The following is an 11,884-nucleotide window of genomic DNA, read 5'->3' as shown; positions in this document are numbered from 1 at the left end:
GTCTGGGGCCGCGTACCGGTCGCGCCGACGCTACCGTGACCGGCGCGGGTCGGTCGTCGAGAGGAGAGTCACATGGAGCGGGCGTTGGTGCTCGGTGGCGGCGGGGTGACGGGCGTGGCCTGGGAGCTGGGGCTGCTGGCGGGGCTGGCCGAGCGGGGCGTCGCGGTGTCCGACGCCGATCTGGTGGTGGGCACGTCGGCCGGCTCGGTGGTCGGCGCGCAGGTGTGCTCGGGGATGCCGCTGGAGCAGTTGTACGAGGCGCAGCTCGCGCCGCCGTCGGGTGAGCTGGCGGCACGGCTGGGGTTCGCGGCGTTGGCGCGGCTGGTGTGGGCCGGTGGTCGTACCCGTGACGCGGTGCGGTCCCGGGCGCGCATCGGGGCGATGGCGCTGGCGGCGCGTACCCCGTCGGAGGAGTCGCGGCGGACGGTGATCGAGGCGCGCCTGCCGGGCCGGGAGTGGCCCGCCCAGCGGCTGCTGGTGACCGCGGTGGACGCGGCCTCGGGTGAGTTCGTGGTGTTCGACGCCGACAGCGGGGTGTCCCTCGTGGACGCGGTGGGTGCCAGTTGCGCGGTGCCCGGGGTGTGGCCGCCGGTGACGATCGGCGAGCGACGCTACGTCGACGGCGGGATGCGCTCGACGGTGAACGCGGACCTGGCGGCGGACGCCCGGCGGGTGCTGGTGGTCGCGCCGACGTCGGCGGCGTTCGGGCCGATGCCACGACTGTCGGCGCAGGTGGCCGGCCTGCGCGACGCCGGAGCACGGGTCGCGGTCGTGACACCGGACGAGGCGGCCCGCAAGGCGATCGGCCGCAACGTGCTGGATCCGGCGCGACGGGCCGGATCGGTGCGGGCGGGCCGGGCGCAGGCCGCCGTGGTGGCCGACGAGGTGGCGGCGCTCTGGGCGTGATCGCTTACGCTCACCGCCTGTCTGCTCGGACAACGGAGGTGCGCGGTGGCGGGTGTGGGTGTCGGCGACGTGGTCGAGGACTTCGAGCTGCCCGACGAGACGGGCACGCCACGGCGGCTGTCGGAGTTCCTGGCGGCGGGGCCGGTGGTGCTGTTCTTCTACCCGGCGGCCATGACCCGTGGCTGCACGGCCGAGAGCTGCCACTTCCGCGACCTGGCGGCGGAGTTCGCGGCCGTGGGCGCGTCCCGCGTGGGCATCAGCCGGGACAGCGTGCAGAAGCAGGCGGAGTTCTCCCGGCTGCACGGCTTCGACTATCCGCTGCTGTCGGACCCGGACGGCGCGGTCGCCCAGCGGTTCGGGGTGCGGCGACGGCTGCCGTTGGGACCGCTGAGCATGAAGCGGATGACGTTCGTCATCGGCGCCGACCGGCGGGTGGTCGAGGTGATCCACAGCGAGGTCAGCATGAACGACCACGCCGACCGGGCGCTGCGGGCGCTGGGCGGCTGAGCGGCGCACCCCGTGCGGCGCGTGTCGCAGCCGGCTGGTATCACTACAGCAATCAAACAGGTGTACGGAAGAGGGTTCTGATGAATGCCGGCCAGGGTTTGTCCACTGACGAGGTGCAGAGCCTGCGGGAGGCGTTGGCGGCCGGGCGTAAGCCACGGGTGGTGTTCACCGCCTCGGCGGGGCAGATCGCCGGTCAGGTGGGTCAGGTGGTCGAGCTGACCGATCCCGAGGTGTCCGACGAGTTCGTGGTGGTGCGCTTCGGTCGCGACGAGTTGCCGTTCTCCCCCGCGGATCTGGCGGTGGCGCCCAAGGGCGCCGGTCGTCGGGTGGTGGACCCGAAGCCGGAGCCGCCGGTGCAGGAGCCGCCCGCGGTGGCGGAGCCCGAGTTCGTGTTGGACACGCCGCGGGTGCCGACGCCGCGGCGGGAGGAGCCGAGGGTGGAGCACGTGGACCAGCAGGTGGAGAAGGCGCCGGCGCGGCGGGTGGCCAAGGCCGCGAAGCCGAAGAGCCCCGCGGGCCTGACGGTGACGCTGGCGTACGCCGACGGCGAGTGGACGGTCGCCGCGCAGCAGGGCAGCAAGGCGCTTGCCAAGCCGTACGTGGTGAAGCCGGCGGAGGCGTTGAAGATGGTGGCGCTGGTCGACGTGCCGGGCGTGCAGGAGGCGGTGGAGCAGATCCTCGGCACCGAGCGGGCCGAGGCGGAGCAGCAGGCGGAGAAGCTGCGCGCGGAGCTGGCCGAGATCGAGGCCCGGCTGGCGGAGCTGCGCGAGGCACGCTGACCGTCCCGGCCCCTCGGTACGGGGTCAGCGGCGGGTGTGGTGTTCCAGCAGCCGGGTGAGCAGCCGGGTCAGTTGGTCGCGTTCGTCGGCGGACAACGGAGCGAGCAGGTCCTGCTGCACCCGCTCCACGGTCTGCCCCATCCGGCGGGCCTCGTCGGCGCCGGCGTCGGTGAGGCTGATGACGTTGCGGCGACGGTCGGCCGGGTCGGGGGCGCGTACCACCAATCCCCGGCCGGCCAGGTCGTTGACGGCCGCCACGACGTCGCTGCGGTCGATGCCGCAGCGCCGGCCGAGGTCGGCCTGGCTGGCCGGGCCGTCCTCGGCCAGTGCGGTGAGCAGGCGGTAGTGGTAGCCGCGCAGGTGGTGCGCGGCGAAGCCCTCGCTGATCAGGCGGGCGGCGTGGCTGGCGGTCTGGTTGAGCAGCCAACTGGGTGTGGTGCGCAGCCCGGCGGGTGACTGCGGGCCGGTGGATTCCATGCGCGGCAGCCTATCAGGATTCGTTGGCACGACCCACGACTTGTGTTACGTTGGCAGCACCAACGTTGGTCCTGCCAACATCTCTTGCGGAGGCATCATGTCCACTCCACCGATCCTCAACGGCCAGGTCATCGGCCAGGCCCACTACGCCACCCGGGCCCTGCTCGAACGAGCCGTCGCCCCACTCGGGCTCACCTTCGCCCAGGTGCTCGCGCTCAACGCGCTCGCCGACGGCCCCGTCGACCGGGCATGGCTCGTGCACCGGATCACCAGCACCCTCAAGGTCGACGAGCCGACCGTGCACACGGTGATCGGTCAGCTCGTCGCCGCCGATCTCGTCCACGTCGGCGACGGCGAGCCGCAGGTGTCCCTCACCGAGACCGGCCGCGTCACGCAGAGCAGCATCGGTGCCGCCGTCGCGGGCATCGCCGCCCGGCTGTACGCGGACATCCCGACCGACGAGATGAGCACGGCCGCACGGGTGCTCAGGCTGGTCACCGCCCGCGCGAACACCGAACTGGCGGCGAGCACGACCTGATCAGAAGTAGTCGAGCAGCTGCACCGGCCCGCCGACGGCCAGCAGGTCGAGGGCGGCCGGGTCGGTGCCGGCGGCGTGCCGCAGCAGCCCCGCCTGGGCGACCGAGCGGGCGTGGGCGGCACCGGCGTACAGCAGGGCGAAACCGCGGACGCTCAACCGCAGGTCGGCCTCGCCGCCGATCCGGGCGAGTTCGGCGGCGCCGTCGGCGACGGTCAACCGCCAGGTGCCGGTGTTCCACTGCGCGAGCTCGTCGATGAGGGCGAAGTCGACGGTGCCCCGGGCGTGAGCGGGCCAGCCGCGCATGGCGACCGCCCGGGCCACGTCCACCGGCCGGTGCATCCACAGGTCCCGTTCGTGCTCGCGGGCCGACGCCAGCGGCAGGTGGACGCTGACGGCGTCGCCGTCGAGCGGGCACAGCCGCAGGGTCGGTGCGACGCTGGCCCAACTGGCGAGCACACCGACGAGTTCACGGGCGGCCTCGGCGGTGCTGGCCAGGGCCTCGTCGACGGTGAGCACGGAGTCGGCGCCGTAGCCACGGCCCCGCTGCCAACTGGCGTAGCCGACGAGGTCCCCGTCGTCCTCGACCAGGGTCAGCCCGTCGCCGGGCAGGCCGCCGTCGGCGGCGTAGAAGTCGAACAGCTCACCCCGGCGGGTGAGCGGGCCGTTGCGGTGTCGGGTGACCCGCTCGTACAGGGCGGCGACGGCCGGCAGGTCGGCGGGCGTGCCGGCGCGGACGGTCAACCGGGGGTCCGGCCGGTGCCGGGGCAACGCCACGGTCGGCAGGTCGACGGTGCGCAGCACGCCGGTGCCCTCCCAGCCGCACGCGCGGTAGGGCGCGACGACGGTCGGGTACAGCGCACTCAGCGCCGCACCCCGTTCGTGGGCGCCGCGCAGCAGCGCGGTGAGCATGGCCCGGGCCACGCCGCGGCCCCGCGCCTCGGGGGCGACCGCCACGCCGGCGACGTCGGCGGCGGGCACCACCCGCCCCGACCACCACTGGTCGTGGTGCAGGTCGACGGCCTTGCCGACGAGCCGGCCAGCATCGTCGAACGCGCCGTAGCGGGTCAGGCCGGGCACCGGCCTGGTGACGTGCGGCGGTCGCTGCGGGTCGGATCCGAAGGCGAACCGGCCCAGCTCCCAGGCGGCGTCGAGGTCGTCGGCGGTGAGTTCGCGGACGTGTACGGCGGTCGGCATCGGCACACCCTAGCGAGGCGGGTCCGCACCGACAGCCGATTTACGCCGGCATGATCGACACGGCCGCGATCTTGCAGTTGCTGCCGCCGCATCGAGGGCATTCCACCCATCTCGGCGACCGGAACTGCAAGATCGCGGGCGCGCCCACCCCGCACCCCGGCGGTCAGTGCTGCGGGATGTTGGCCACGCCGATGCGCTTGCGGAACACCCAGTAGGTCCAGCCCTGGTAGGCCAGCACGACCGGGGTGAAGATCACCGCCACCCACGTCATGATCTTCAGGGTGTAGGGGGTGGAGGCGGCGTTGGTCGCCGTCAGGGTGCCCGCCGCGTCCAGCGTGGACGGCAGCACGTTCGGGAACAACGCCGCGAACAGCGTCGCCACCGCCAGGCCGATCGCCACGGCCGTGCCGGTGAACGCCCAGCCCTCCCGGCGTACCCGGGCGGCGGCCAGGCCACCGAGCAGAGCGAGGGCCGCGCCGACGGCGAGCACGACGGCGGCCGCGCTGGAACGGATGCTCAACGTCCAGGTCAGGAACGCCACCGCGAGCACGGCCGCGCCGACGCCCAGGCGCACCGCGAGGGCGCCGGCCCGCTCGCGGATGTCACCGCTGGTCTTCAGGGCGAGGAACACCGCGCCGTGGGTGAGGAACAGCGCGAGGGTGGTCGCGCCGCCGAGCAGGGCGTACGGGTTGAGCAGGTCGACCAGGCCGCCGACGTACTCGTGGTCGGCGTCCAGCGGTACCCCGCGCAGGATGTTGGCGAACGCGACACCCCACAGGATCGCCGGCAGCAGCGAGCCGACCACGATCGCCGCGTCCCAGCGACGCTTCCAGGACACCTCGGGGCGCTTGTGCCGGTACTCGAAGGCCACCCCGCGGGCGATCAGGGCCAGCAGGATCAGCAGCAGCGGCAGGTAGAAGCCGGAGAACAGGGTCGCGTACCACTCGGGGAAGGCGGCGAACATGGCGCCACCGGCGGTGATCAGCCACACCTCGTTGCCGTCCCAGACCGGGCCGATGGTGTTGATCAGGACGCGGCGTTCGCGGTCGTCACGGCCGAGCACCGGCAGAAGCATGCCGACGCCGAAGTCGAAGCCCTCCAGGATGAAGTAGCCGGTGAACAGCACGGCGACGAGGAGAAACCAGATGGTGGTCAGTTCCACGATGGGCTCCGGGATCAGTAGGCGAAGGCGAGCGGACGCTCGGCGTCGTCGGTGGTGTCGTCGATGGGGGGCTGTTCGCTGACGTCGGGCACGCCGGCACGGGCGTAGCGCAGCAGCAGCTTGACCTCGATCACGGCGAGCGTGGCGTAGATCAGCGTGAAGGCGGTGAACGAGGTCAGGACCTCGGCCAGCGATACGCTGCGGGACACGCCGTTGCGGGTGAGCATCTCGCCGAAGACGATCCACGGCTGGCGGCCCATCTCGGTGAAGATCCAGCCGAAGGAGTTGGCCAGCAGCGGCAGCACCGGCATGGCCAGCCCGGCGCGCAGCAGCCATTTGCTGCTCGGGGTACGGCCCTTGCGCTGGCTCCACAGCACCAGCAGGGCGATCGCGCCGGCGGCCATCCCGAAGGCGATCATGAAGCGGAAGCTCCAGTAGGTCACCGGGATGATCGGGGTGTAGCTGCCCGCGCCGTACTGGCTGGCGTACTGGGCCTGGAGGTCGTTGATGCCGTGCACGGTGCCGTTCGGGTCGCCGGTGCCCAGGTACGACAGCAGGTACGGGATCTTGATGGCGAACAGCTCGCGGCTGCCGTCGAGGCTGCCGACGGTGAGCACGGAGAACGAGGCGGGGCTCTCGGTGGTGTAGAGGCCCTCGGCGGCGGCCATCTTCATTGGCTGCACGTCGGTCATGATCTTGCCCTGGATGTCGCCGGTGAACAGCACGGCGGCGGAGGCGACCAGGACCACCCAGGAGCCGAACTTCGTGGCGAAGCGGTAGGCGCCGGTGTCGGCGGAGTCGCGGTTGCGGATCAGGTGCCACAGGCCGACGGCCACGACCAGCGACCCGGCGACGAGGAAGGACCCGGCCAGGGTGTGCGGGAAGGTGACCAGGGCGACCTTGTTGGTCAGCACCGCCGGGAAGTCGGTCAGCTCGGCCCGGCCGGTGTCGGCGTTGATGCGGTAACCGACCGGGTTCTGCATGAACGAGTTCGCGGCGAGGATGAAGTAGGCGCTGAGGTTGGTGCCGATCGCGGCGGCCCAGATGCTGGCCAGGTGCGCGCGCTTGGGCAGCCGGTCCCAGCCGAAGATCCACAGGCCGATGAAGGTGGATTCGAGGAAGAACGCGACCAGCGCCTCGATGGCGAGGGGGGCGCCGAAGATGTCGCCGACGAAGCGGGAGTAGTCGCTCCAGTTCATGCCGAACTGGAACTCCTGCACGATGCCCGTGACCACGCCCATCGCGAAGTTGATCAGGAACAACTTGCCGTAGAACTTGGTGAGCTTGAGGTAACGCTCGTTGCCGGTGCGGTGCCACATCGTCTGCAGGATGGCCACCAGCACGGACAGGCCGATGGTCAACGGCACGAAGAGAAAGTGGTAGACGGTGGTGACACCGAACTGCCAGCGGGCAACGTCCAACGCGTCCACCTGAAACCCCCAGCCATCCGTACTACGAGACGTAGTAAATACTACTGCTCGTCGTAGAGAGATGGGCAGGGCCGGCCGGCCCGATCCGGCCCGGGACCAATGACCCTGATCACCCCGGCCTCTCGGCAGGACAGCCGCCATGGGCAACCGGCCGACCCGCCCTCGCGACCCTGCCGCCGCGTGCGACGATGGCGCGCTGATGGACACCGCGCACTCCCCCTGGCAACCGCCGCTGATCTGGCGCGCCGCCCAACTGCTGGCCCGGGCCCTGGTCGGCCTGCTGGCCCGCCTCGAGGTCACCGGCGACGTCCCCGCGCACCTGCGTCGCGGGCCGCTGGTGCTGGCCGCCAACCACATCAGCCCGTTCGACCCGGTGGTGATGGTCGCCGCCTGCCGGACCCGCGGGGTGGCCCCCCGGGTCATGGCGACCGCCGGGCTGTTCCGCGCCCCGGTACTCGGCGCCCTCATGCGGCGAGCCGGGCACATCCGCGTCGACCGGGGCACGGCCGCGGTGCACCGGGCCCTCGACGACGCGGCCGCCGCCGTCGCGGGAGGGTCGGTGATCCTCATCTACCCCGAGGGGCGGATCGGCTTGGACCCCGGCATGTGGCCCGAACGCGGCAAGACCGGAGCTGCCCGGCTCGCCCTGACCTGCGCCGCACCGGTCATCCCGGTCGCCCAGTGGGGAGCCCACGAGGTGCTGCCCTATCGGGCGCCCCGAGGAATGCTGCGCGGCATCGCCCGCTCGCTGTGGCGCCGCCCGGTCATCAGGGTGCACTTCGGTGAGCCCGTCGACCTGGGCGAGGCGACCGCCGGCAGCCCCGGCGCCGCCCGCCGGGCCACCGACCGGATCATCGACGCGCTCACCGACACCCTCGCCCCGCTGCGCCCCGACGAACCCGACACGCCGCGGCACGTCGACCCGGGCCGACCGAGCGACCTCAGCCGCGTGCACCGCCGCCGGCCGGTGTGACCTGACGCATTAGACAACTTTCGAAAGTCTGTCTAAGCTGTCTAGCGTGAGCAACGTGGAGTTCAGCGACGACCCGAAGCGGGCCGGCGTCCTGGCGGCAGCGGTCGGGGTGTTCGGACGCTACGGATTCCAGAAGACGTCGATGGAGGCGGTCGCCAAGGCGGCCGGCATCTCCCGGCCGGGCCTGTACCTGATGTTCCCCAACAAGGAGCAGCTGTACCGGGCCACCATGCAGGGCGTCATGGAACGCGCCCAGCGGGCCATGGAGGAACGCTTCGCCGACGAGGCGCTGACCTTCGACGAGCGGATCGTGGCGGGCCTGGACGCGCTGATGGGTCCGTACATCGACACGCAGGTGGCACGCGACCTCAACGAGCTGCTGGAGAACAGCGGGCCCCAACTGGGCTCGATGTTCCACGACTACCAGGAGCGGGCCCGCACCACGCTGAGCGCCCACATCGGCGCTCTCGCGCCGCCCGGCCTGCTCGACGCCGAGCTGACCGCGGACGACCTGATGGACCTGCTCTTCTCCGCCGCGCTGACCTGGAAGTCGACCTCGGCCACCCGGGACGACTTCCGCGACCGGATCCGTCGGGCGCTGCGACTGATCCGCCGCGCCGCAGCCTGACCCGCCCCACCTCCCCATCGCAGAGTTCTGCACCCTAGGAGTTCCGAAATGTCGCGAATCGTCACCCCTTTCTCGGCCCAGTCGACCGCCGCCGAGGTGATCGCCGGCGTCGACCTCACCGGCCGTCGGGCGGTGGTCACCGGCGGCGCGTCCGGCATCGGCCTGGAGACCGCCCGCGCGCTGGCCAACGCCGGCGCCGACGTGACGGTGGCCGTCCGCGACACCGCCGCCGGCGAGCGCGCCGCCGCCGACATCACGGCCGGCGGAACGCCGGGCACCGTCCGGGTCGCCCGCCTCGACCTGGCCGACCGCGCCTCCATCGACGCCTTCGTCACCGGCTGGACGGGCCCGCTGCACATCCTGGTCAACAACGCCGGCGTCATGGCCCTGCCGGAGCTGACCAGGACCGCCGAGGGCTGGGAGAGGCAGTTCGCCATCAACCACCTCGGTCACGCCGAGCTGACCCTGGGGCTGCACGACGCGCTCGCCGCCGCCCACGGCGCCCGGATCGTCGTCGTCAGCTCCTCGGCGCACCAGCAGTCCCCGGTCGTCTTCGACGACATCCACTTCACCGCCCGGCCCTACGAGGCATGGTCGGCCTACGGCCAGTCGAAGACCGCGACGATCCTGTTCACCGTCGCCCTGGCCAACAGGTGGGCCGCCGACGGCATCACCGCCAACGCCCTGCACCCCGGCGGCATCATGACCAACCTGCAGCGACACCTCGACGACGCGCAACTGCGCTGGGTCGGCGCGGTGGACGAGCAGGGCAACCGCCTGGAGGTGCCGCCGGGCTGGAAGACCCCGCAGCAGGGCGCGGCCACCTCGGTCCTGCTGGCCGCCTCCCCCGAGGTCGACGGCGTCACCGGCCGCTACTTCGAGGACGCCAACGAAGCCCTGGTCATCGCCGAGCGCTCCGACGGCATGAGCGGCGTGCTGCCGTACGCCCTGGACGACAAGGACGCCGACCTCCTCTGGGAGGAGACGCTGCGGCTTTTGGGGCGCTGAGCACGGGGCCGACGAAAGTCGCCGGCAGGTCACCCGCGGTCCACCGGCGGCAGGCATACTGCGTCGCGTGCTGACCCGACCCGGCTACCTCGACGCGCCCGCGCCGCTGGCGTTCGCCCACCGCGGCGGCGCCGCCGACGGTGACGAGAACACCACCGAGGCGTTCGCCCGCGCCGTCGGGCTGGGCTACCGGTACGTGGAGACCGACGTGCACGCCACCGCCGACGGCGTGGCGGTGATCTTCCACGACCCGACGCTGGCACGGGTCACCGGCGAACCGGGGCGCATCGCCGACCTGCGCTGGGCCGACCTCGCCTCGGTACGGGTCGGCGGTGCCGCCGTCGTACCCCGGCTCGACGAGGTGCTGGGCGCGTGGCCGCAGGTCCGCTTCAACATCGATGTGAAGGCCGACGGCGGCGTCGAGCCCACGGTGGCCACCGTGACCCGGGCCGGCGCCGCCGACCGCGTCCTGCTCGCCTCGTTCAGCGACGCCCGACTGACCCGGCTGCGCGCCCTCACCGAAGGGCGGGTCGCCACCAGCCTCGGCATGCGCGGGGTTGCCCGGCTGCGGCTCGCCTCCCTGCACGGCCGCCCGCTGCGGCTGCCCCCGTCGGTGGTCGCCGCGCAGGTGCCGCCGACCTATGGGCGGGTGCCGGTGGTGGACCGGCGGTTCCTCGACTACTGCCACCGGATCGGCCTGCAGGTGCACGTCTGGACGATCGACGAACCGGCCCAGATGCACGACTTACTGGATCGTGGCGTGGATGGCATCATGACCGATCACGTCGGCGTGCTGCGCGACGTCTACCGCAGCCGCGGCCACTGGGCCGCCTGACCGTCGAAGGACCCCGATGGCCGAGACCGTGACCCCCACGGTGGACGACACCCCGCCTCCGGCGAGCACTCGCCGGGAGCGGCGCGGCTGGTACATCTACGACTGGGCCAACTCCGCGTTCCAGACCACCGTCATCACGGTGTTCCTGGGCCCGTTCATCACCACCGTGGCCGAGCTGGCCGCCGGGTGCGAATTGGGCGCGGACACCTGCGACGGGTACGTGCACCCGCTCGGCATCCGGGTGGCGGCAGGGTCCTACTACCCGTACCTGATCTCGCTGTCGGTGTTCCTCACCGTGTTCGTGCTGCCGGTGGTCGGGGCGATCGCCGACCGGTCGGCGCACAAGAAGCGGCTGCTCGGCGGCGCCGCGTTCACCGGCGCCGGCGCGACCATCGCGATGATCTTCGTCACCGGTGACCGCTACCTGCTCGGCGGGGCGCTCTTCCTGGTCGCCAACATCTCCTTCGGCGCGGCCCTCGTGGTCTACAACTCGTTCCTGCCGCAGCTCGGCGGCCCGGACGAACGCGACGGCATCTCCAGCCGCGGCTGGGCGCTGGGCTACCTGGGCGGCGGCCTGCTGCTGGCGTTCAACCTGGTCGCGGTCACCCTGTTCAGCGAGGACGACAACCCGCAGCGCACCCTGGACCTGGCCCGCTGGTCGATCGTCTCCGCCGGGGTGTGGTGGGCGGTGTTCACCCTCGTGCCGCTGCGCTGGCTGCGGGAACGCCCCAGCGCGGCGGCGCTGGCCCGGCAGGGCAACGTGCTCACCGACGGGTTCCGGCAGCTGGGTCGCACCCTGCGGGAGATCAAGGCGTACCCGTTGACGTTGTTCTTCCTGTTGGCGTTCCTGGTCTACAACGACGGCATCCAGACCGTCATCACCCTGGCCAGCCAGTACGGCACCGAGGAGCTGCGGCTGGAGCAGAGCCACCTGATCATCACGATCCTGCTGGTGCAGTTCCTGGCCTTCGGTGGCGCGTTGAGCCTCGGCGCGCTGGCCCGGCGCATCGGCGCCTGGAAGACCGTGCTGCTCAGCCTGGTGCTCTGGACCGGTGTCATCATCGGCGCGTTCCGGCTGCCCGCCGAGGCGCCGGTGCCGTTCATGGTCCTCGGCGCGGCCATCGGCCTGGTCCTCGGCGGCAGCCAGGCGTTGAGCCGGTCGCTGTTCAGCCAGCTCATCCCGGCCGGCAAGGAAGGCGAGTACTACGGCTTCTACGAGATCAGCGACAAGGGCACCAGCTGGCTCGGCCCGCTCGCGTTCGGTCTGGTGTTCCAGCTCACCGCCTCGTACCGGGTGGGCCTGGTCTCCCTGCTGATCTTCTTCGTGGTCGGGTTCCTGCTCCTCCTGGCCGTGCCGATCCGCCGGGCCATCGTCGCCGCCGGGAACACCCCGCCCCGGGTGCTCTGACCAGCACGCGCCTGCCCGATCGGCCCTGGTCGATCAGAT

13 protein-coding genes are annotated in these 11,884 nt (G+C 72.1%); 9 read left to right on the top strand and 4 right to left on the bottom strand.

All coding sequences use genetic code 11. The features are described 5' to 3' along the window. Window positions 1–72 precede the first annotated feature (72 nt). The 3 genes from ACTWLT_RS18005 (at window position 73) to ACTWLT_RS17995 (ending at window position 2,192) form a co-directional block, all read left to right on the top strand. Complete coding sequence (locus tag ACTWLT_RS18005; RefSeq protein ID WP_445319386.1) at window positions 73–906, top strand: patatin-like phospholipase family protein; 834 nt, start codon at window positions 73–75, stop codon at window positions 904–906. A 45-nt stretch (window positions 907–951) separates the two neighbouring features. Further along, a complete protein-coding gene (locus tag ACTWLT_RS18000; RefSeq protein WP_445319385.1) occupies window positions 952–1,413 on the top strand; it encodes a peroxiredoxin in 462 nt (153 codons plus the stop codon). 80 nt (window positions 1,414–1,493) lie between these two features. Further along, window positions 1,494–2,192: a hypothetical protein gene (locus tag ACTWLT_RS17995; RefSeq protein WP_445319384.1), complete on the top strand. Its 699-nt coding sequence runs from the start codon at window positions 1,494–1,496 to the stop codon at window positions 2,190–2,192. 24 nt (window positions 2,193–2,216) lie between these two features. On the opposite strand, the gene ACTWLT_RS17990 is transcribed toward ACTWLT_RS17995, so the two are convergent. Next, a complete protein-coding gene (locus ACTWLT_RS17990; RefSeq protein WP_445319383.1) occupies window positions 2,217–2,669 on the bottom strand; it encodes a MarR family winged helix-turn-helix transcriptional regulator in 453 nt (150 codons plus the stop codon). 97 nt (window positions 2,670–2,766) lie between these two features. Between ACTWLT_RS17990 and ACTWLT_RS17985 the strand changes: the two genes are divergently transcribed. Then, window positions 2,767–3,207, top strand: coding sequence for a MarR family winged helix-turn-helix transcriptional regulator (locus ACTWLT_RS17985; protein ID WP_445319382.1), 441 nt, complete (start codon window positions 2,767–2,769; stop codon window positions 3,205–3,207). Here the strand turns inward: ACTWLT_RS17985 and ACTWLT_RS17980 are convergent, their stop codons facing one another. From ACTWLT_RS17980 to ACTWLT_RS17970, 3 genes are all read right to left on the bottom strand, one after another. Next, window positions 3,208–4,401 (bottom strand): GNAT family N-acetyltransferase, encoded by a 1,194-nt coding sequence (locus ACTWLT_RS17980; protein WP_445319381.1) that lies wholly within the window; start codon window positions 4,399–4,401, stop codon window positions 3,208–3,210. Between the two features lie 163 nt (window positions 4,402–4,564). Further along, a complete protein-coding gene (cydB, locus tag ACTWLT_RS17975) occupies window positions 4,565–5,563 on the bottom strand; it encodes a cytochrome d ubiquinol oxidase subunit II (RefSeq protein WP_445319380.1) in 999 nt (332 codons plus the stop codon). A 14-nt stretch (window positions 5,564–5,577) separates the two neighbouring features. Continuing rightward, the gene (locus tag ACTWLT_RS17970; protein ID WP_252414053.1) at window positions 5,578–6,993 is read right to left on the bottom strand and encodes a cytochrome ubiquinol oxidase subunit I; all 1,416 of its coding nucleotides are present in this window, start codon (window positions 6,991–6,993) and stop codon (window positions 5,578–5,580) included. Between the two features lie 199 nt (window positions 6,994–7,192). Here ACTWLT_RS17970 and ACTWLT_RS17965 point away from each other — a divergent pair, with 199 nt between their 5' ends. The 5 genes from ACTWLT_RS17965 (at window position 7,193) to ACTWLT_RS17945 (ending at window position 11,845) form a co-directional block, all read left to right on the top strand. Further along, complete coding sequence (locus ACTWLT_RS17965) at window positions 7,193–7,966, top strand: lysophospholipid acyltransferase family protein (RefSeq protein WP_445319405.1); 774 nt, start codon at window positions 7,193–7,195, stop codon at window positions 7,964–7,966. 46 nt (window positions 7,967–8,012) lie between these two features. After that, window positions 8,013–8,594, top strand: coding sequence for a TetR/AcrR family transcriptional regulator (locus ACTWLT_RS17960; RefSeq protein ID WP_445319379.1), 582 nt, complete (start codon window positions 8,013–8,015; stop codon window positions 8,592–8,594). 48 nt (window positions 8,595–8,642) lie between these two features. Continuing rightward, window positions 8,643–9,602, top strand: a complete 960-nt coding sequence (locus ACTWLT_RS17955) for an SDR family NAD(P)-dependent oxidoreductase (protein ID WP_445319378.1) — start codon at window positions 8,643–8,645, stop codon at window positions 9,600–9,602. A gap of 67 nt (window positions 9,603–9,669) precedes the next feature. After that, window positions 9,670–10,437: a glycerophosphodiester phosphodiesterase family protein gene (locus ACTWLT_RS17950; protein WP_445319377.1), complete on the top strand. Its 768-nt coding sequence runs from the start codon at window positions 9,670–9,672 to the stop codon at window positions 10,435–10,437. A 16-nt stretch (window positions 10,438–10,453) separates the two neighbouring features. After that, window positions 10,454–11,845: an MFS transporter gene (locus ACTWLT_RS17945; protein ID WP_445319376.1), complete on the top strand. Its 1,392-nt coding sequence runs from the start codon at window positions 10,454–10,456 to the stop codon at window positions 11,843–11,845. Window positions 11,846–11,884 lie beyond the last annotated feature (39 nt).

Source organism: Micromonospora yongxingensis, from assembly GCF_052601155.1.
Note: the sequence above shows the minus strand (reverse complement) of the source record. Positions and strands in the feature narration are given on the sequence as shown.

Excerpts from the sequence above, each read along its gene's own strand:
- ACTWLT_RS18005 (WP_445319386.1), top strand. The coding sequence starts at position 73 with ATGGAGCGGGCGTTGGTGCTCGGTGGCGGCGGGGTGACGGGCGTGGCC.
- ACTWLT_RS17995 (WP_445319384.1), top strand. The coding sequence starts at position 1,494 with ATGAATGCCGGCCAGGGTTTGTCCACTGACGAGGTGCAGAGCCTGCGG.
- ACTWLT_RS17990 (WP_445319383.1), bottom strand. The coding sequence starts at position 2,669 with ATGGAATCCACCGGCCCGCAGTCACCCGCCGGGCTGCGCACCACACCC.
- ACTWLT_RS17985 (WP_445319382.1), top strand. The coding sequence starts at position 2,767 with ATGTCCACTCCACCGATCCTCAACGGCCAGGTCATCGGCCAGGCCCAC.
- ACTWLT_RS17980 (WP_445319381.1), bottom strand. The coding sequence starts at position 4,401 with ATGCCGACCGCCGTACACGTCCGCGAACTCACCGCCGACGACCTCGAC.
- ACTWLT_RS17965 (WP_445319405.1), top strand. The coding sequence starts at position 7,193 with ATGGACACCGCGCACTCCCCCTGGCAACCGCCGCTGATCTGGCGCGCC.
- ACTWLT_RS17955 (WP_445319378.1), top strand. The coding sequence starts at position 8,643 with ATGTCGCGAATCGTCACCCCTTTCTCGGCCCAGTCGACCGCCGCCGAG.
- ACTWLT_RS17945 (WP_445319376.1), top strand. The coding sequence starts at position 10,454 with ATGGCCGAGACCGTGACCCCCACGGTGGACGACACCCCGCCTCCGGCG.